Source organism: Pedobacter faecalis (assembly GCF_030182585.1).
GTDB lineage: Bacteria > Bacteroidota > Bacteroidia > Sphingobacteriales > Sphingobacteriaceae > Pedobacter > Pedobacter faecalis.
This window is the reverse complement of the sequence record NZ_JARXOW010000001.1, coordinates 1934838-1954534: the sequence shown is the minus strand read 5'-3', so window position 1 is coordinate 1954534 and position 19697 is coordinate 1934838. Positions and strand designations below refer to the sequence as shown.

Below are 19697 nucleotides of genomic sequence, written 5' to 3'. Positions count from 1 at the left end.
AGATGACAAACAGGATCACAGCACTTTTTGGTATCCGGTATCCCATTATTCAGGCGGGAATGGTTTGGTGCAGTGGTTGGCGGCTTGCCTCGGCAGTTTCTGAAGCGGGCGGACTGGGCATCATTGGCGCGGGCTCGATGTATCCGGAAGTTTTGCGCGAACATATCCGTAAATGCCGGCTCGCCACCGCTAAACCTTTTGCGGTGAATGTGCCCCTGCTGTATCCGAGTATCGAGGCGCTGATGCAGGTGATTGTGGATGAGAAAGTCGGGATTGTCTTTTCCTCCGCAGGTAATCCTGCCACCTGGACGGGCTATCTGAAAGAGCAGGGCATTACAGTAGTTCACGTGGTAGCCAACACCAGGTTTGCGCTTAAAGCGGAAAGCGCCGGTGCAGATGCCGTGGTGGCCGAAGGCTTCGAGGCGGGCGGGCATAATGGTCGGGAAGAAACGACTACCATGTGTCTGGTACCGATGGTTTGCGATGCCTTGAAAATTCCGGTTATCGCCGCAGGTGGCATAGGCAGCGGCCGTGCGATGCTGGCGGCAATGGCGCTGGGTGCAGAGGCGGTGCAAGTGGGCTCTGCCTTTGCGGTAGCAGAGGAGTCTTCCGCGCATCCGGCCTTTAAAGACAGGATCGTGGCTTCAGGCGAAGGTGACACGCGGCTGCGCATGAAGAAGCTGGTGCCCGTGCGCCTGCTGAAGAATACTTTTGCTGATGCGGTGGCACAGGCGGAGGCCGAGGGGGCGGATTCGACCACGCTGCTACAGTTGCTGGGTCGCGCACGTGCCAAACTGGGGATGTTTGAGGGCGATATGGAGGAGGGTGAGCTGGAGATCGGTCAGGTAGCCGCCATGCTTAAAGAGGTGCGGCCGGCCGCGCGAATTCTTGAGGATATGTGGGCGGAGTTTTTGCGGGAAAAGAACAGATTAATGAATTTATGACAAAACAACATATTGCCATACGGGTAACAGGCAAAGTGCAGGGCGTAGGCTACCGGCAAACGACAAAGTATGTAGCCGATCAGGCCGGCATTAAGGGGCTGGTAAGAAATGAATCAGACGGGTCCGTTTATATAGAGGCTGAAGGTGATCAGTGGGCACTGGACACTTTTGTGGAATGGTGCGAGGATGGTCCGGACCGTGCGAGGGTGGAGGCATGTACCGTGACGGCAGGTGAGCTTAAAAATTATAAGGATTTTGTGATCCTTAAAAAATAGTTATGGGGGCATTAAAGCGGTTTCTGGGGCAGACAGCAATTTATGGTATCTCTACCATGGTTTCCAGGCTGTTCAATTTTATCTTGACCCCCCTCTTTACGGATGTCTTCAAACCGGGGGTTTATGCCATTTTTACGAAGATGTATGCGTCTGCCTCCCTGCTCAATGCGATTCTGGCCTTCGGAATGGAGACTACTTTTTTTCGCTACCTGAACAAGCATGAGGAAAAGAGGCAGGAGGTTTATAACAATGCCTTTTTCTGTATTGCATTCATTTCACTCCTCTTTCTGGTGACCGGCCTTGTGTTTACCACCCCGGTGGCCAGCTATCTTGCAGAAAGTGCTACGCAGCTTGAAGATTACAAAACATATGTTCGCTCAGTGATCTGGGTGCTGTTTGTGGACGCCATATGCGTGATCCCCTTTGCGCGGGTACGAGCCGACGGAAAGCCGGTTAGATATAGCATTATCAAGTTTGTGAATATTGGGTGTTTTATCGGCTTTAACCTCTTCTTCCTTTTTGGTATCCCGTTGATCATAGGAACGGGCGGGGCGACGGGGCATTGGTTTGCTTCCTGGTACCGCACGGAATGGGTAGGTTATGTGTTTATTGCGAATCTTATTGCCAGTTCGGTGACCTTTTTTATGCTGCTGCCCGAACTGCTGAAATTGCAGCTGCGGTTTGACCGGGCTTTGTTTGCCAGTATGTTTTCGTATTCCTGGCCTGTGCTTGTGGCCAATCTTTCCTTCGTGATCAATGAGCACCTGGATAAGATGATCATCAGTAAACTTGGGGTGTCTGATCATGATCTGGGTGTTTACGGCGGGGTTTGCAAGATTGCAGTGTTCCTGAGCCTGTTCAACATGGCTTTCCGTTTGGGTGCCGAACCCTTTTTCTTCAGTCACGCTAAAAACGCCAATGCGCGGCAAACCTACGCGGTCATCCTCAATTATTTTTCGATAGCCCTGGCCATCATTTTTGTCGGCCTGGTGGCCAACATAGAACTGCTGAAATATTTCATTAACAGCGAATACTGGTCGGGCCTTGGCGCGGTTCCCTTCCTGTTGCTTGGCTATGTTTGTCTGGGAATCTACATGAATTTGTCGGTCTGGTACCGCTTGTCGGACCAGACACGCTACGGGCTGTATATTTCGGTGGTTGGCGCCGTGGCTACCATCGTATTTAACTTTTTACTGGTGCCGGAATACGGTTATATGGGTTCGGCCTGGGTTTCCCTGCTGGCCTATTTTCTAATGATGGTGATCTCCTATGTGCTGGGGCAGCGCAACTATCCGATACCGTACGACCTGAAAAAGATCCTGGCTTACCTGTGTACGGCCGTTGTGCTCGTTGTACTTTCTTTCTGGGTATTTGACAGAAATATTTATATTGGAAACGGACTGCTGCTGCTGTTTATCGGCGCGGCCGTTTATTTTGAAAAACAAACGGTGATGAGCCTTTTAAAGAAGTGATATGAACATTAGTATTATTAACCATTCTTCCCATGCCTTGCCACAATACGAAACGGCACATGCAGCGGGAATGGACCTGCGGGCCTTTGTTGAATCTGCAATCACCATTAAACCTTTGCAGCGTGTGCTGATTCCAACGGGTATACATATTGAACTGCCGGTAGGTTATGAGGCACAGATCAGGCCGAGAAGCGGGCTGGCTTATAAGCATGGCATCAGCATTGTAAACGCTCCGGGGACGATAGATGCGGATTACCGCGGTGAGATCAAAGTATTGCTGGTGAACCTTTCGGACACCGATTTTGTGGTAAACGACGGTGAGCGGATTGCCCAGATGGTAGTGGCCCGCCATGAAACAGTGGAATGGAACCTGGTGGATGAACTGAGTGATACGGCAAGAGGGGCGGGGGGTTACGGCCATACCGGCAGGTAAAATATAACATAATGGGGCGAAAGGCATATTTGATAGCAGGGATTTTTGGCGTGTGTCAGCTGACATGGACAGCTGCTGCGCGCGCGCAGCAACCGCGGATGTTGCTGCCGGACACAACGGCTATTAAGGACTTGTTTTTCGCTGGGCTTCGGGAAAAGCTTAATGAGGATTATCCGCGTGCTGCCGAGCGTTTTGAGAAGGTGATAGCGATGGACCCGAACCATGCGGCGGCGTATTACGAACTGGCTGTGCTTAACTTCAGACAGAACAGGTTGCCCGAGGCTGAGCTGGCGATACGGCGGGCAACGTCGGTTGAGCGGAATAATGTCTGGTACTGGAAGTTGCTTGCTGAATTGTATAAGCGGAAAGGTGATATGCTTAGCCTTATTGACGTTTTTAACGAGCTGATCCGGCTTTCGCCCAACGACGACTCTTTTTACTTTGACCGGGCAAATGCCTTGCTGCTTTCGGGAAATACCAAGGCGGCTATGGACGGCTATGACGAACTCGAGAAGAAGTTTGGTTCGTCGGAGGCCCTTACCAAAGCGAGGGCACGTGTAAGTGCTAAAGATATGCATCCTGACATTGCTCATCCGCAGTTGCCCAAAAATACGGTGGCGCCGGATATGGCGGCCGGGGAGCAGCTATATAAACAGGGCGACCTGGCGGCGGCGCTGGTGCAATTTAACGCGATTCTTGCAGCAGGTAAGGGGCAGTTTAAGGTTTGGGAGCGTAAACTGCAAAGTGAGATCGGGCTGGGTCTGTACAGCCAGGCAATTAAAAGCAGCGAAGATGCGTTAAGCTTATACCCGAACCAGGCAGTGCTTTATTATTATGCTGCCCTGGCGCTTTTCAGGGAAGGGGACCTGAAACCGGCATTGGATCGTATTAAATCGGCCCTGCAGTTTGATTCGGAAAATAAAGTGTATTTGGATTTGGAGAAGAAGATCAATGAAAAGAAATCAATTAAATAGCTTGCTGCTCCTGCTGGTGGTGGTACTGGCAGCAGGATGTAAAACCAAAAAAGCTGTAGTGACAGTGCCTCGTGCAGATACTGTTGTGGCGGCTCCAGACGGTAGGGCGGAAACTTTGCGCCTTCTGCAGAGTAAGGATGCTGACTTCAATACGCTTTCGCTGAAGGCACGTGCGAGCATGGACATCAATGGCAACAGCAGCAATGTAAATATGACCATCCGCATGGAGAAGGACAAAAGGATCTGGGTGAGCCTGACCGCCTTCGCCGGCATTGAGGTGGCGCGGGCACTGATCACTCCTGATAGCATTAAGGTGCGGAATAACCTGCAAAGCGTCTATCTTAAAAAGCCTTTTAATTATATACATAGGTTTACCGGCAAGTCGGTGGACTTCCAGTTGCTGCAGTCGATCCTCCTGGGCAATACCATTACAGGCTTTATGACCAATGAAGCAAGCCTCAATCAGGAAAACGGGGTTTGGGTACTAAAGGGACAGCGCGAGGACCTGGTGTACCGGAGCGGCTTTAATACACTCTTTAAGGTAGCAGCGCAGCATCTGAACGAGTTAAAAAGCGGGCAGGGTTTGAAGGTAACTTACGGGGAGTATCAGGAAATCGGGCAGACGCTGTTCCCGACCGCTTTGAAAATAAACTCTATGGCCGGAAAGCAGACCATCGGTGTCCAGCTGGAATATTCGAAGATTGAGGGCAACGTACCGCTGGAGTTTCCGTTTAATGTTCCCGGCAAGTTTGAGGTAATAAATTGATTTTTCATACTTTTGGTGGAATGAAGCGATATCCATTACTTATTCTCTTTGTGCTCATGTTGTGTGGGTCTGCAGCTTTCGGGCAAAGCAGTGCAGAATTGAAACGGAGGAAGGAGGCTATTCAGCGGGAAATTAATCTCCTACAAAAAAACGCCGCAGAGGCAGCGAAGAAAAAGCGCCTTACGCTGAGCCAGATCAATGCGCTGAACGCTAAGATCAGGCTCATGCAGAACAAGATATCGCTGATCAACTCAGAAATAAAGAATCTGGACAACGAAATCCATGAAAATACAAATGCCGTCACTAACCTGAAAGGTCAGTTGGGCCAACTGAAAAAAGAATATGCCAGCATGATCCGCTTTGCCCAGCGAAACCGGAATGCTTATGATAAAATGATGTTCATTTTTGCGGCAAAGGATTTTAACCAGGCGTATAAGCGGATCAAATACCTTCAGCAATTTGGGCAATACCGGAAGAAACAGGCTGATTATATCCAGGGCAAGCAGAAGGATCTCAACTACCGGATCGTGACGCTCGACAAGAGTTTGAAAGAGAAAAGTAATTTGCTGAAAGAGCAGGAGAGCGAGCGTAACAAACTCGGCAAAAATAAATCGGAGCAATCTAAGGTGCTCAATCAGTACAGCAAACAGGAGAAACAGATTAAACAGGATATAGCGGCCAGACAACGGACGCAAGCTGCGGTTGAACGAAGTTTACGTGCAGCTATAGCGCGTGAAATTGAGGCTGCAAAACGACGGGAGGAAGAAGAAGCCCGCGCAGCGGCAGCAAAAGCCAAAGCAGAGAACAGGGAAGCGCCAGAGCCTACGGCTAAGCCTAAGACAAGCAGTGGCTATCTGACAGCTACGCCTGAATCAGCACGTTTGTCTTCACAGTTTGAAGGAAACCGGGGATCACTGCCATGGCCTGTGGCTACTGGAATTATCACAGAGAGGTTTGGTGTTCACAAGGAAGGCCAGGCCAGTTATACCAATGACGGTGTAAATATTGAGACCGCCGAAGGCGCTGCGGTACGTGCCGTATTTGAAGGGGTGGTAAGTGCAGTAGACTCGCAACTGGGCAGGTATTATGTCCTGATTAAACACGGGGCTTACTTTACCGTGTATTCCAACCTGAAGTCCGTGAGCGTGTCGCGCGGCGATAAAGTTTCCACAAAGCAGACCATCGGAACTGTGGCTAATTCGGACGGAACACCCCAGCTTCAGTTCCAGATAAGACGGGGTATGGCCGCGCAAAATCCTGAGGCATGGATTGCCAAGTAAAAGCTGGCTGGTTAAAAAACACTATATTTGCAAATACAATCAAAATAGCGAGGAACAATGTACATAGGAACGTTAGCTGAATTCCTGAATATAGGCGGAGGAGAGATGGTGCTGATTGTTGCTGCCATACTTTTGTTGTTTGGCGGTAAAAAATTGCCTGAGCTGGCCAGGGGACTTGGCAAGGGTATCCGGGAATTTAAAGACGCTTCTGACGACGTAAAGCGTGAGATTCACAGAAATATTAATGCGGTAAGCATCAAGGAAGATATAGATGAGATGATCCGGGAGGCGAAGGAGGATGTGTCGGAGGCAGACACTTCTCAGGCTACGGAAGAGGACGTGGAAGAAGAAGCTTTTGAGCAGCCTGCTCCTGCGGTGGAGACAGGTATTCCGAATACGATGCCGATGTCCAGAAGTTATACGCAGACGGACACCTCAACAGATACAGAAAAGACAAATTCTTAACAAGAAATATTATGTTAAACACAACAATAGCAGCCTTTGGTTTAGGTGGCGGAGAGATTGCCCTGATTATTGTAGCCTTGCTTTTACTTTTCGGCGGCAAGAAAATACCTGAGCTGATGCGCGGTCTGGGTAAGGGGATGAAGGAATTTAAAGAAGGTAAAGACGGTGTAGACAGTTCAGAGAAAGCAGATCAGAACCAATCGAACATCAGATAAGTCTTTTCCTGGTTTGAATAAGAAGTATAGCTGCCTGACAGAGATACAGGGCCTTATTGCGCAAGGAGAACTTAGCGTACCTGCCCTGCTTAGCCACTATTTGGAGCAAATAGCCCAGAATGAACACCTTAATGCGTTTAATGAGGTGTTTTTTCATTCTGCGGCCGAGCAGGCCCGGGCAGTGCAGAAAAAAATTGATGCGGGTACCGCAGGCAGACTTGCGGGAATGGTTATCGGTATTAAGGACAATATCTGCTATAAGGATCACCAGGTGTCGGCATCCTCTAAGATGCTCGAAAATTATATTTCGCCGTATTCGGCAACAGTGGTTGAGCGTCTTCTTAGTGAGGACGCCGTAATCATCGGTCGCCTGAACTGCGACGAGTTTGCTATGGGCGGTTCGAACGAAACCTCTTTTTTCGGTGCCGTGCGAAACGCTGCTGATGAATCGCGCGTACCGGGCGGCTCTTCAGGTGGTTCGGCTGTAGCGGTACAGGCAGATATGTGCCTGTGTGCGCTGGGCACGGATACCGGCGGCTCGGTAAGGCAACCGGCGGCTTTCTGCGGGAATATCGGCCTGAAGCCGACTTACGGACGCATTTCCCGGTATGGCGTTATTGCTTACGCCTCTTCTTTTGACCAGGTTGGAACCATTACTTCTTCGGTATACGATGCGGCGCTACTGCTAAAAGTGCTTGCGGGCGCGGATGCTCATGACAGTACGGTCTCTCAGCTTCCTGTGCCTGATTACACCGCGTCGCTGAATAAGAACACGAAGAGGAAAATTGCTGTGCTGAAGGAAACTTTGGACAGTGAGGCGCTGGACCCTGAGGTTCGGACTGCGATAAATAAGGCTGTAGACCGCTTCACAGCACAGGGACACAGTGTGGAGTATGTTTCCTTCGACCTTTTAGAGTACCTGGTGCCTGCCTATTATGTACTCACTACCGCCGAAGCATCTTCTAATCTGTCGAGATATGACGGCGTGCATTACGGCTACAGGAATATGGAGGCCGGAAACCTGAATGAACTGTATAAGCGCTCCAGAGCAGAGGGTTTTGGGGAGGAAGTGAAGCGCAGGATATTGCTCGGCACCTTTGTGTTAAGCGCCGGTTATTATGATGCTTACTACCAAAAGGCGCAGCAGGTAAGGCAGCTTATCCGCGAACGCATGGAAAAATTGCTGACCAGTTTTGATCTGCTGGTTTTGCCGGTGGCACCCACACCAGCATTTAAAATAGGTGAAAAGACAGCGGATCCCCTGGTAATGTATATGGCCGATATTTTTACGGTTCTGGCCTCGCTAACGGGCATTCCGGCAATAGCTTTGCCGCTGGGCAATAATCAGCAGAATCTGCCGTTAAGTATTCAGTTAATGGCCGGCCGCTTTCAGGAAGAAAGTCTGCTGTCGTTTGCCCATGAATACCTGTCGGACCCTGCCGGCCCAAACTAAACAAGCTAAGCACCAAGTGCCTATGAACAAAAAAATACTTAAAGTATCTTATTGCTTACTGGCTTTTATCAGTTTTTCTGTGTCGGCCCAGCAGATGCCTCTCTTAACGGATACCACCGCTATTCCCGAAGTGGAAGAGCAGCCACGGTTTGCCTCTTACAACTATCTTTTGAAAAACCGCCTGGATTCTATCCAGCATATGGTTCCCCTTACGTACAATGAGTATGTGCAGGAGTACATAGATATCTACGCCGGCCGTAAAGACATGATGGGCAAGATGCTGGGGCTGTCTGATTATTATTCTCCTATATTTTCCCGGGCGCTGAAGAGCTACGATATTCCTGATGAAATCAAATACCTGCCGATCATCGAATCTTCGCTGAACCCGCATGCCGTGTCGAGGGTAGGAGCTACAGGTTTGTGGCAGTTTATGTATGCCACCGCAAAGGGCTACGGGCTGGGCATAGACAATTATGTGGATGAGCGCAAGGACCCTGTGCAGTCGAGCTATGCCGCTGCTGCGTATTTCAGAGATGCTTTTGAAGAACTCGGCGACTGGCTGCTTGCTATAGCGGCGTATAATTGCGGGATGGGTGGCGTGAAACGCGCCATGGAGAAAGCGGAGTCGAATGATTTTTGGGTGGTTCGGAAGTTTCTTCCGCAGGAGACCAGGAATTATGTGCCGGCCTTTATCGCGACGGTATATATGATGAAGTGCTGGAAGAAACATGAGATTGAGGTTAAGCCGTCGGCATTGGCACGGCAGGCAGACACCATTCACGTAAATCATTTCGTGTCGCTCCCGAAACTGGCTCAGGCCCTTGCAGTACCTGAAGAAGATCTGCTGATACTGAATCCGTCGTACAAAAAGAAGATTGTGAATGGCACGATGAACGTACCGCGACGTGTGGTGGTTCCTCGTATTGCTGTGAGGGATTATGCCGCAGTATATGAGGTGCTGAACGGGGGAGGAGACAACGAGCGTAAGGTGGTCTTTGCCTCGAGTCCAGGTTACAGAATCCACAAAGTAGCCAAGGGTCAAAGTTTGGGATTAATAGCAGATAAGTATCGCGTGGAGGTGCAGGATCTAAAGGTCTGGAACAAGCTGAAAAGCACCGTGATCGTGCCCGGACAGAAGTTGAAGGTTTACCCTCCTGACGAGGAGCAGGCGGACAGGTCGCCACTCAAGAGCTAGATTATTCATTTCATTCCATGCGCCGTAATGGCGCATTTCATTTTATCCCTATATAAAAGAATTGTAACTTTGACGCCTTATATTCAAGAGGTTTTATGAGCAAAATTAACAGGAGACAGGATGCGCTTGATTATCATTCGCAGGGCAGGCCGGGGAAGATACAGGTAGTGCCAACTAAGCCTACCAATTCTCAAAGGGATTTAACTCTTGCATATTCACCCGGGGTTGCAGAACCTTGTTTGAGGATAGCGGATAAAAAAGAAGAAGTATATAAATATACCGCCAAGGGAAATCTTGTTGCGGTGATCAGCAATGGTACCGCGGTACTGGGGCTGGGCGACATTGGGCCGGAAGCGGGTAAGCCTGTGATGGAGGGTAAGGGTTTGTTGTTTAAGATATTCGCCGATATTGATGTGTTCGACCTTGAGCTGGATACTAAAAATGTTGACGAGTTCGTAAACATCGTTAAAGCATTGGAGCCCACTTTCGGAGGCATAAACCTGGAGGACATTAAGGCGCCTGAGTGTTTTGAAATAGAACGCAGGCTTAAAGCGGAAATGAACATCCCGGTGATGCATGATGATCAGCACGGCACAGCGATTATTTCGGCAGCTGCGCTGCTGAACGCCTGCGACCTGCAAAAGAAGAAAATAGATAAGGTAAAGATCGTTGTTAACGGTGCCGGTGCGGCAGCGATTTCCTGCACGCGTCTGTATGTATCTTTGGGCGCGAAGAAGGAGAATATCGTGATGTGCGACCGTTCTGGCGTGATTACGGACAAACGTGACAACCTGGATGAAATTAAGGCAGAATTTGCTACGTCCAGAAAACTGGAGACCCTGGCCGACGCGATGAAGGATGCTGACGTGTTCATTGGTTTGTCGTCAGGTAACTGTGTGACAGAAGAAATGCTGAAATCCATGGCCCGGAATCCGATTGTATTTGCGATGGCTAACCCTGATCCGGAAATTGCTTATGACCTTGCTGTGTCGAGCCGTAAGGATATCATCATGGCCACGGGCCGGTCTGATTATCCTAATCAGGTGAATAATGTGCTTGGTTTCCCGTATATCTTCAGGGGGGCACTGGATGTTCGTGCTACCGGAATTAACGAAGCGATGAAAGTTGCGGCGGTGCGGGCTATAGCTGAACTGGCAAGGAAGCCGGTGCCTGAAGCGGTGAACATGGCCTACAATCAAAACAACATCAAGTTTGGTAAAGACTATATTATACCCAAGCCGATGGACATGCGGCTTATGACGAATGTATCGATAGCAGTGGCTAAGGCGGCGATTGAGTCGGGCGTTGCACGTAAGGTTATTTCTGATTGGGATGCCTATGAGGAGGAGCTTAAACGCCGGCTTGGCGGAGACGACGCCATTATGCGTGCATTGACCAACCGGGCTAAGTCTGACCCTAAGCGTATTGTTTTCGCAGAGGCTGACAATTATAAGATTTTAAAGGCGGCCCAAATTGTAAAGGATGAGAATATTGCGGTTCCGATATTGCTTGGCAATAAACAGGCGATCCAAAAGATCATCGACGAGAATGAGCTTGACCTTGAGGGTGTGGAAATCATAGATAATTTTGCGGAGACTGAACGGTTGAGCAAATATGCTGAAGCGCTTTACCGCAAGCGGCAAAGGCGGGGCATTACTTCTTCGGAAGCATCCAAGCTCATGCGCGACAGAAACTATTTCGGGGCGTCCATGGTGGAGTTCGGGGAGGCGGATGCGCTGGTGTCTGGCCTGACGAAGAACTATGCGGCTACTATTAAGCCTGCATTGCGCGTGATCGGTACCCAGGAAGGTGTGAACAGGGTTGCGGGTATGTATATGATGATCACCCGTAAGGGTCCGGTGTTTTTTGGCGATACCACAGTAAACGTGGACCCGACGGCGGAGGAGCTTGTAGACCTCACGTTGCTGTTGGAACGGGCGGTGAGGAAGTTTAACATACAACCCCGGATTGCACTGCTTTCCTATTCCAATTTCGGATCTAATGATGGTCCGGTACCTGAAAAAGTAAGGAAGGCTGTCAGGATCCTGCATGACCGTCACCCGGAAATGATCGTTGACGGCGAGATGCAGGCCAACTTTGCCATAAACAATCTCATGCTTAAGGATAATTTTCCGTTCAGCAGGCTGGCTGATGCGCCGGCAAATACGCTGGTATTTCCAAACCTGGAATCGGGCAATATTGCGTACAAACTGCTGCAGGAGCTCGGCGAAGCAGAAGCTGTAGGCCCTATTTTGCTTGGACTGAAAAAACCTGTTCATATTGTGCAACTGGGAAGCTCGGTGAGGGAGATCGTTAACATGGTGACCATCGCTGTTGTGGATGCCCAGGAGAAGAAACTTGACGCGACATCGGACAGAGGGGGGCTTTTGAAAAGAATTTCCAGAAAATAACATGTTTGCATATATCGATGGGAAGCTGACTTTTAAATGCCCTGCTTATGTGGTGGTGGAAGCCGGCGGCGTGGGTTACCACATAAATATCTCCCTGAGTACATACAGTAGTTTGCCCGAGGGTGAGCGATGTAAAATATATACCTGGCTGCATGTAAAGGAGGATGCACACACACTTTACGGGTTTGCCGATGAGGATGAGCGGCGGTTGTTCCTTCACCTCATCTCGGTATCGGGTATTGGACCTAACACGGGCAGGATGATGCTTTCATCGATTACACCGACAGAGATCCAGGCGGCTATTATTCAGGGAGATCTTCCGCTTATACAACGTATTAAGGGGATAGGTGCAAAGTCGGCCCAGCGTCTTGTTCTGGAACTTCAGGATAAGTTGAAAAAGGAGGGTAGCGGCTCGCTCATGGCCGCCCCGGTAAGGAATTCTGTAAAGGACGAGGCCATCGCTGCGCTGGTTATGCTTGGTTTTTCGAAGCCGGCATCGGAGAAGGCCCTTGTGGCAGTTGAAAAGGTACATGGGAAGGATTTACTGGTAGAGCAAATGATCAAGTTGGCTTTGAAGAATCTTTAATTGTTTTATCCTTGAAAAGGTTAGCGCTGATCTTTCTTTTATTAGCTATTGGCGGTTCCGGGCTGCTTCGCGCTCAGGTTAGTCCCGGGCGGGTGACCTCAGATACCTTAAAGAACACCTTTGGCCTCAGAGAAAGGCGGCTACTGGGCATAGGTTCGCTCAGCAAGCCTTTTGCTCCCCTTCCGGGTAATATTACCCGTCAGGTTGAATACGATGCGGCCAACAAGCGTTATGTCATCAGGCAGCTTATCGGCGGCCGGGCATTCGGACTGCCACAGTATTTAAGCATTACGGAGTACCAGCGCCTGCTGGAAAGCGAGATCAAGCGGGAGAACTGGAAGCGACTGTCGGACAGGGAGGTAGCTGAGGTGCGCAGGACAGGCGTGATACCGAGCCTTAAAGTTAACAGTGAGGCTTTTGAGCGTATTTTTGGTGGAAATACGATTGATATTCAGCCGCGCGGTGAAGCCGAGCTGACTTTTTTAGGGCGGATCAACAGAAATGAGAACCCGCTGTTTAATGAGCGCCAGCGCGTTCAGGGAAATTTCGATTTTAACCAGCGCATCCAGATGGATGTGATCGGAAATATCGGGACCAAACTGAAGGTGAACATGAACTATAACACCGAGGCTCAGTTTGATTTCGAAAACCGGATCAAGATAGACTATACAGGTGGCGAGGACGATATCATCAAGAAAATTGAGGCGGGAAATGTGAGCCTGCCGCTAAACACTACACTAATTACGGGAACACAGGCGCTCTTTGGGGTAAAAACGCAATTGCAGTTTGGAAGGCTCAGTGTAAACACCATATTCAGTCAGCAGAAATCGCAATCAAGGGAGATTGTGATTAATAATGGGGCCCAGCAAAACGAGTTCCGTATCTCCGGGGATAACTATGAGGCTAATAAACATTTCTTCCTGGCCCAGTACTTTCGCAACAATTATAACCGGGCACTGGCTACGGCGCCGGTGATCACATCCAACGTTATTATCACGAAAATTGAAGTCTGGATCACTAACAAGGCGGGTACGACGCAGGATTCGAGAGATATACTCGCGCTGATTGACCTCGGCGAGAACAGCCCCTTTAACACTACTCTGGTAAGCGGGGCCGGTTATACCGCTTTACCTTCCGGGTTTTCAAATCCGTTGTTTCCAAGGTCGTCCAACAATTTACTTGAGAATTTACCAGCAGATGCCAGACAAGCGAACTCGAACGCTGCACTCTCTTATTTTCAGGGAACAGGAGGTACAGACAATTTCGCGAAGCTTACGTATGCCCGGAAGCTTGCCGACCGGGAGTTTACCTTTCACCCGAAACTGGGTTATATCTCGTTGAATAATGCATTGAATGCCGACGAGGTTTTGGCGGTTGCCTATCGCTATACCTATAACGGGGTGGAGTACCAGGTGGGTGAGTTTTCCACCGATGTTCCTTACGATCAGGCTACACCTAACGTGCTGTTTGCAAAGCTTCTTAAGAATGAAACGACGAAGACCAGTCTGCCGACCTGGGATTTAATGATGAAAAATATCTACGCGATCGGAGGATACCAGATCAGTCCCCAGAATTTCAGACTGGATATTTTCCGTATAGATGAGGCCAGCGGCGTGGAAAGGCCCGTGATTACCGAAGGCGAGCGTCTGGATGCTGATAACAGACCGTTGCGGGATAAGCAATGGATTCAGGTGCTTGGGCTTGACCGGCTGAATCAGCAGGATGAACTGAAACCGGACGGGATATTTGATTTTGAAGCCGAGAACAAGCCTTTTGACCCACGTTCAAACACTGCGCAGACCTCGTCGGCGATTGCCCCGGGGACAGCGGCGTCGGGGAGCAGCAATACGTCGTTGGTCACGAATATGACAAACGGATATATAACCATAGATCCTTTTAATGGAAGGATTATTTTTCCTGTCATTGAACCTTTTGGCAAGGATCTGGCCGATCAGTTCCTGCCCTCTGAACAGGCGCTTATAGACAGGTATACTTATCCCGCCCTTTATGACTCGACGAAAGTCATCGCGCAGCAGTTGTTTACGCGCCAGAACAGGTATATCATCAAAGGTAATTACCAGTCAGATATATCATCTGAGTTTAGCCTGAATTCTATAAATGTGCCAGAGGGCTCGGTACGTGTATTTTCAGGCACCATCCCGCTTCAGGAAGGGGTCGACTATACGGTAGACTACCAGGGCGGCCGGGTCAAAATCCTGAACACGGGCGTGCTGTTGTCGGGCCAGCCGGTCCGGATCTCGACGGAGAACAATGAATTGTTCGGACTTCAGCAACGCTCGCTTTTCGGTACGCGGCTCGATTACCGGGTGAACAATAAATGGAATATTGGCGGTACGCTCATGAATCTGACGGAGAAGCCGCTTACACCCAAAGTAAACATAGGCGAGGAACCAATATCGAATACGATCTGGGGGATGGACCTGAATTACAGTTCCAACTCCAGGTTTCTGACGAGGCTGATCGACAGGCTCCCCCTGATTTCTACTAAGGCTCCTTCAAGCATTACTTTCGCGGGAGAGTTTGCCCAGCTGATGCCCGGCCATCCGCGCGCACTGAATTTCGCGGGGAAAGCCGGAGGGGTGAGTTATTTAGATGATTTTGAGGGTTCGAGGTCGATAATAGATCTAAAAAGCTCCATTGCCTGGCAGTTGTCGGGCACCCCCCAGCTTTTCCCCGAATCGCAACTGGTGAACGATCTGGCTTACGGCTATAACAGGGCCCGGATCGCTTTTTACAATATCGATCCATTGTTCTATGGCAGGGGCGGCGGTGAAATCCCGGCGGGTATCCGGGGGAACCGGAATGAGCTTTCTAACCACTATGTGAGGGAGATCATAGAGCAGGAGGTGTTTCCGTTTAAAGAGATCGCAACGGGCCAGCCGGTGATGTTGCCGACACTGGACATTGCCTTTTATCCTAAGGTAAGGGGGCCATACAATTTCAGCACAACGGGCTTTAATGCTGATGGCTCACTGAATAATCCGCGCTCGAGATGGGGAGGTTTGTTTCGCAGAATTGAAACAAACGATTTTGAAGCGCTGAACATCGAATTCATTGAGCTTTGGGTCATGGATCCCTTTATTTATAAGCCGAATTCGGAAGGCGGGGACCTGTACTTCAATTTGGGCAATCTTTCTGAGGATATTTTAAAAGACGGGCGGAAGTCGCTCGAAAACGGCCTGCCTGCAAACGCCGACCCGTCTAAGTACGACGAGACCAATTGGGGAAGGGTGCCTAAGCTACAGCCAGTAGTGCAGGCATTCGACAATGATCCTGAAGCCAGAAGATTACAGGACGTTGGGCTTGACGGCTTGAGCAGTGAACAGGAGCGTATTAAGTTTGCGGCCCAGATCAATCAGATCAAAGCACAGTTAAATCCGGATGCGGCTGCCGCCCTGGATAGCGATCCTTCATCGGACGACTACTCCTATTACAGATCGAGAGCGCTTGACCAGGAAAACGCGGGGATATTGCGACGCTACCAACGCTATAACGGGACAGAAGGAAATTCCAAAACACCTCAGCAGTCGCAACAGGACTTTGGTGTGGAGAATTCAGCCTCGACTTCTTTGCCTGATGGCGAGGATGTAAATCGCGATAACAACATGACGCAGAGTGACGAGTATTTCCAGTACAAGGTGTCGATGCGTCCCGGCGATCTGATGGTGGGGCAAAACTTTATTACCGATAAGGTTACGTCGCAGGTGAAGCTGGCCAACGGTTCAACCCAGCCTGTTACCTGGTACCAGATCAGGATCCCACTGGCACAGTACCAGCAGCGCGTGGGCAATATCCCCGATTTTAAGTCGATACGCTTTATACGTATGTTTATGACCAATTTTGCAGATACTGCAATTTTGCGGTTTGGCAAGATTCAACTGATCCGTGGAGAATGGCGGCAGTATAACGCAGCCAATGAGGGAGATAAAGTTATCGCCGATCAGGCATTGGTTCCCGCAGCGCCTGATAACTCAACCATAGAGGTGGCAACCGTGAATATCGAGGAAAATGGTAAGCGTAGCCCGATCCCTTACGTGGTGCCACCGGGCATAGAACGGGAGCGTAACCTTACCGATTTTAGGGGGGATGCGCGTCAGAATGAACAATCGCTCGCGCTTACTGTGAGAAATTTGCGTGATGGCTATGGAAGGGCGGCATTTAAAACGGCGATCAATGATTTCAGATCGTACCGGCGTCTGGAAATGTTTATCCACGCCGAAGCACTGGGTAGCGGTATATTAAGCGACGGCGATTTGAGTGCTTTTTTGCGGATAGGCACCGACAATCAGGATAATTATTACGAATATTCACTGCCCCTCCGGGTAACGCAGCCGGGGACAAGTGATCCGGACGCCATATGGCCGCAGCAGAACAAGGTGGACATCGAGCTGGAATCTTTCCAGCATGCCAAACTGGCCAGGAACAAGGCCTTGCTCGGCGGGCAGCCATGGCCCGTGAACGTTCCTTTCGACTATGTGGAAAACGGGCGAACCATTACCATTAAAGGTCAGCCCGACATGAGCAAGGTGAGGGTTTATATGCTTGGCGTTAAAAACCCCCTGCGGACCGGCACCGGGAGCGACGACGGACTGGATAAGAATGCGCTTGTGTGGTTTAATGAGCTGCGGCTTACGGAATTTGACGAGCGGGGAGGATGGGCCGCAAATGCACGGATGAATGCGCAGCTGGCGGATTTTGCAGATGTTAATATTTCCGGAAGCAAATCGACCATAGGATTTGGCTCGATTGAGAAACGCGTGAGTGAACGAAACCGGGCAGATCACGTGTTTTTTGACGTCTCGTCCAGCATGGAGCTGGGGATGCTGCTACCCAAAAAGACGGGAATTAAGATTCCTATGTTCGTTAGCTACTCAAGTCAGGTGAGCACACCGCAGTTTGATCCGAGGACGCCGGATATTGAACTGAAGAACTCGCTTGAGGGTGCGACGAAGGAAGAAAAGAAGGAGGTGCTGAACTATGCACAGGACTATACCACCCGAAACAGCATCAGCTTTAATAATGTGAGGAAGGAGCGGACGGACTTGGAAAGAAATCCGCGGTTGTGGGATGTTGAGAACCTGAACGTGAGCTATGCACAGACGAAGTACCTGCACCGCGATTTCATCAATCAGCACAGTGTGCAGCATACTTACAGAGCATCACTGGCCTATAATTATTCCGGCCAGTCGCGCAATTATCAACCCTTTGACCGCATCATTAAATCTAATATGCTTGCGTTGCTTAAAGAGTTCAATTTCAGTTTGCTGCCGAATTCCATAAATTTCAGGATCGATCTGGACCGGTATTATTCTGAGAACAGTCTGCGTAATAATGATCCGGCAAACTATATTCCGGTGAACACGACTTTCAACAAGAATTTCCTGGTTACACGGGTTTATGGCATCTCCTGGAATTTGTCGAGGTCGATGACACTAGACTTCGATGCCACCAATTATTCTATTATTGATGAGCCGGAGGGAAGACTGGATCGCTCTAAGCGGGACACAGTGTGGCAAAATTTGCTTCGGCTGGGTCGCACCACGGATTACAGCCATAATATGAACCTGACGTACAACCTCCCGGTAAACAAGCTCCCGGGTCTGAATTGGGTTAACATTGCGACCCGATACGGTACAACTTTTAACTGGCAGACTGAGCCGTTGTCGACCTTGAGGAACCCGTACATAGATATGGGAAATACCATTCAGAATTCGCGGATTATACAGATTAATCCCAACCTTAATCTGGCAGGTTTATACAATAAGTTTGGCTTTGTAAGGCGCGCAGGGTCAGATGGCTCAGGGCCGGGCTTTTTCGTCGGGTTGCTTACAGGTGTGCGAAATATTGTGGGAGCTTATACGCAAAGCAAGGGAACGTTTTTACCAGGCTATCTGCCCGGCTCCAGTTTCTTTGGTATAGATGATGTGACGGGCGCACCGGGTCTGGGTTTTGTTTTCGGAAGTCAGCGCGACATTCGAAACACAGCAATGCTGCATGGCTGGCTAACCAGAGATACGCTTCAGTCGCAGTTGTACATTAACACGCTGCGGGAAGACCTGAGCTTCACCAGTCTGCTGGAACCGCTCAGAGACCTGACCATCACACTTACTCTGAATAAGAATCAGACCAGAAACTTTTCCACGAACTTCCGGTACGACGCTGAGATGGGCGGTTTTGAGAATCAGAGTCCGTACACTACGGGTGATTACAGTATCTCTTTTATCTCGCTGAAGACTGCATTTTCTGATGGTACAGGAAGTACAGTTTCGAAAGTTTTTGGGCGGTTTATGGAAAACCGGCAGGTGATTTCGCAGCGGCTCGGTGCATTAAACCCGAATTCGGCAGGCGGGGGCGGGTTTGCCGACGGATACAGCAAGGATGCGCAGGATGTAGTTGTACCAGCGTTCCTGGCCGCGTATACAGGTAAACCGGCTTCTTCAGTGAGCTTAAATACCATGCCATCGGTGCCTCTGCCCAACTGGCGTTTGAATTATCGCGGGCTTACGCGAATTCCATTTCTTGGGGAGCGTTTCAGTTCCATAGACCTGCGGCATTCGTATCGCTCGGCCTATAGTGTGAACAGTTTCAATACACTGATCCGTTACGAGGAGCTGAACGGATATTCCAGGACGCGAGATGCGAACGGGAACTTCCTGCCTAAATATCAGTATAACCAGGTAACAATTGCAGAACAGTTTGCTCCCCTTATTGGCGTTGATGCACGATTGAAAAGCAACCTGACGGCCAACTTTGAGATCGGAAGGTCGAGGCTGCTCGGTTTGAGCCTGGCCAACAGCCAGCTGGCACAGCTTTCGGAGAACAACATGATCTTCGGCTTAGGTTACCGTACCAACAAGTTCCGTTTCCCGTTCGGAATGTTCCCGGGACTGAAGATGGATAACAATATGGACTTTAAGCTTGATGTGGCACTGAGGGACAATAAAACGGTCATTTACCGGCCGGATGTTCTTGAGGCGGAGGTTTCCTCTGGTGCAAAGAACATAACGCTTCGGCCCACTGTTGACTATGTGCTGAACCAGCGGTTTAATTTCCGGGTATTCTACGATTCGAATGTTACCCGGCCTTATACCTCTCAGAGCTTCAATACGGCATATAGCAACTTTGGATTTAGTTTGAGGATTACCCTTAATTAGGATTGTTATAAAGTGTTAGATTAATTACCTTTGAACACACGGTTTGACCGCTG

14 protein-coding genes are annotated in these 19697 nt (G+C 49.7%); all 14 read left to right on the top strand.

Annotated elements, in window-relative coordinates:
• Positions 1 to 2 precede the first annotated feature (2 nt).
• Positions 3 to 944 carry an NAD(P)H-dependent flavin oxidoreductase gene (locus QEP07_RS08825; protein WP_285009548.1) on the top strand — a complete coding sequence of 314 codons (942 nt, stop codon included), beginning with the start codon at positions 3 to 5 and terminating at the stop codon, positions 942 to 944.
• The gene (locus tag QEP07_RS08820) at positions 941 to 1219 is read left to right on the top strand and encodes an acylphosphatase (RefSeq protein ID WP_256003571.1); all 279 of its coding nucleotides are present in this window, start codon (positions 941 to 943) and stop codon (positions 1217 to 1219) included. The genes QEP07_RS08825 and QEP07_RS08820 overlap by 4 nt, the downstream gene beginning before the upstream one ends.
• A 2-nt stretch (positions 1220 to 1221) precedes the next feature.
• Positions 1222 to 2691, top strand: a complete 1470-nt coding sequence (locus QEP07_RS08815; RefSeq protein WP_285009547.1) for an oligosaccharide flippase family protein — start codon at positions 1222 to 1224, stop codon at positions 2689 to 2691.
• Between the two features lies 1 nt (position 2692).
• The gene (gene dut, locus QEP07_RS08810) at positions 2693 to 3124 is read left to right on the top strand and encodes a dUTP diphosphatase (RefSeq protein WP_285009546.1); all 432 of its coding nucleotides are present in this window, start codon (positions 2693 to 2695) and stop codon (positions 3122 to 3124) included.
• 11 nt (positions 3125 to 3135) lie between these two features.
• Positions 3136 to 4098: a tetratricopeptide repeat protein gene (locus tag QEP07_RS08805; RefSeq protein ID WP_285009544.1), complete on the top strand. Its 963-nt coding sequence runs from the start codon at positions 3136 to 3138 to the stop codon at positions 4096 to 4098.
• A complete protein-coding gene (gene lolB1, locus QEP07_RS08800) occupies positions 4076 to 4864 on the top strand; it encodes a lipoprotein insertase outer membrane protein LolB1 (protein ID WP_256003576.1) in 789 nt (262 codons plus the stop codon). Before QEP07_RS08805 ends, lolB1 begins: the two co-directional genes overlap by 23 nt.
• Positions 4865 to 4884: 20 nt before the next feature.
• Entirely contained in the window at positions 4885 to 6144 is a 1260-nt protein-coding gene (locus QEP07_RS08795) for a murein hydrolase activator EnvC family protein (protein ID WP_285009543.1), read from the top strand.
• Between the two features lie 57 nt (positions 6145 to 6201).
• Positions 6202 to 6609: a Sec-independent protein translocase subunit TatA/TatB gene (locus tag QEP07_RS08790; protein WP_285009542.1), complete on the top strand. Its 408-nt coding sequence runs from the start codon at positions 6202 to 6204 to the stop codon at positions 6607 to 6609.
• An 11-nt stretch (positions 6610 to 6620) separates the two neighbouring features.
• Complete coding sequence (locus QEP07_RS08785) at positions 6621 to 6824, top strand: Sec-independent protein translocase subunit TatA/TatB (RefSeq protein WP_256003580.1); 204 nt, start codon at positions 6621 to 6623, stop codon at positions 6822 to 6824.
• Between the two features lie 13 nt (positions 6825 to 6837).
• Positions 6838 to 8277 (top strand): Asp-tRNA(Asn)/Glu-tRNA(Gln) amidotransferase subunit GatA, encoded by a 1440-nt coding sequence (gatA, locus tag QEP07_RS08780; RefSeq protein WP_285009541.1) that lies wholly within the window; start codon positions 6838 to 6840, stop codon positions 8275 to 8277.
• A gap of 22 nt (positions 8278 to 8299) precedes the next feature.
• Positions 8300 to 9472: a lytic transglycosylase domain-containing protein gene (locus QEP07_RS08775; protein WP_285009540.1), complete on the top strand. Its 1173-nt coding sequence runs from the start codon at positions 8300 to 8302 to the stop codon at positions 9470 to 9472.
• 95 nt (positions 9473 to 9567) lie between these two features.
• Positions 9568 to 11883, top strand: a complete 2316-nt coding sequence (locus QEP07_RS08770; RefSeq protein WP_256003585.1) for an NADP-dependent malic enzyme — start codon at positions 9568 to 9570, stop codon at positions 11881 to 11883.
• 1 nt (position 11884) lies between these two features.
• A complete protein-coding gene (gene ruvA / locus QEP07_RS08765) occupies positions 11885 to 12469 on the top strand; it encodes a Holliday junction branch migration protein RuvA (protein WP_256003586.1) in 585 nt (194 codons plus the stop codon).
• A gap of 11 nt (positions 12470 to 12480) precedes the next feature.
• Positions 12481 to 19644: a T9SS outer membrane translocon Sov/SprA gene (gene sov, locus QEP07_RS08760; RefSeq protein ID WP_285009538.1), complete on the top strand. Its 7164-nt coding sequence runs from the start codon at positions 12481 to 12483 to the stop codon at positions 19642 to 19644.
• Positions 19645 to 19697: the final 53 nt, after the last annotated feature.

Coding starts and splice junctions, on each gene's coding strand:
- QEP07_RS08825 (WP_285009548.1), top strand. CDS start 3: ATGACAAACAGGATCACAGCACTTTTTGGTATCCGGTATCCCATTATT.
- QEP07_RS08820 (WP_256003571.1), top strand. CDS start 941: ATGACAAAACAACATATTGCCATACGGGTAACAGGCAAAGTGCAGGGC.
- QEP07_RS08815 (WP_285009547.1), top strand. CDS start 1,222: ATGGGGGCATTAAAGCGGTTTCTGGGGCAGACAGCAATTTATGGTATC.
- dut (WP_285009546.1), top strand. CDS start 2,693: ATGAACATTAGTATTATTAACCATTCTTCCCATGCCTTGCCACAATAC.
- QEP07_RS08805 (WP_285009544.1), top strand. CDS start 3,136: ATGGGGCGAAAGGCATATTTGATAGCAGGGATTTTTGGCGTGTGTCAG.
- lolB1 (WP_256003576.1), top strand. CDS start 4,076: ATGAAAAGAAATCAATTAAATAGCTTGCTGCTCCTGCTGGTGGTGGTA.
- QEP07_RS08795 (WP_285009543.1), top strand. CDS start 4,885: ATGAAGCGATATCCATTACTTATTCTCTTTGTGCTCATGTTGTGTGGG.
- QEP07_RS08790 (WP_285009542.1), top strand. CDS start 6,202: ATGTACATAGGAACGTTAGCTGAATTCCTGAATATAGGCGGAGGAGAG.
- QEP07_RS08785 (WP_256003580.1), top strand. CDS start 6,621: ATGTTAAACACAACAATAGCAGCCTTTGGTTTAGGTGGCGGAGAGATT.
- QEP07_RS08775 (WP_285009540.1), top strand. CDS start 8,300: ATGAACAAAAAAATACTTAAAGTATCTTATTGCTTACTGGCTTTTATC.
- QEP07_RS08770 (WP_256003585.1), top strand. CDS start 9,568: ATGAGCAAAATTAACAGGAGACAGGATGCGCTTGATTATCATTCGCAG.
- ruvA (WP_256003586.1), top strand. CDS start 11,885: ATGTTTGCATATATCGATGGGAAGCTGACTTTTAAATGCCCTGCTTAT.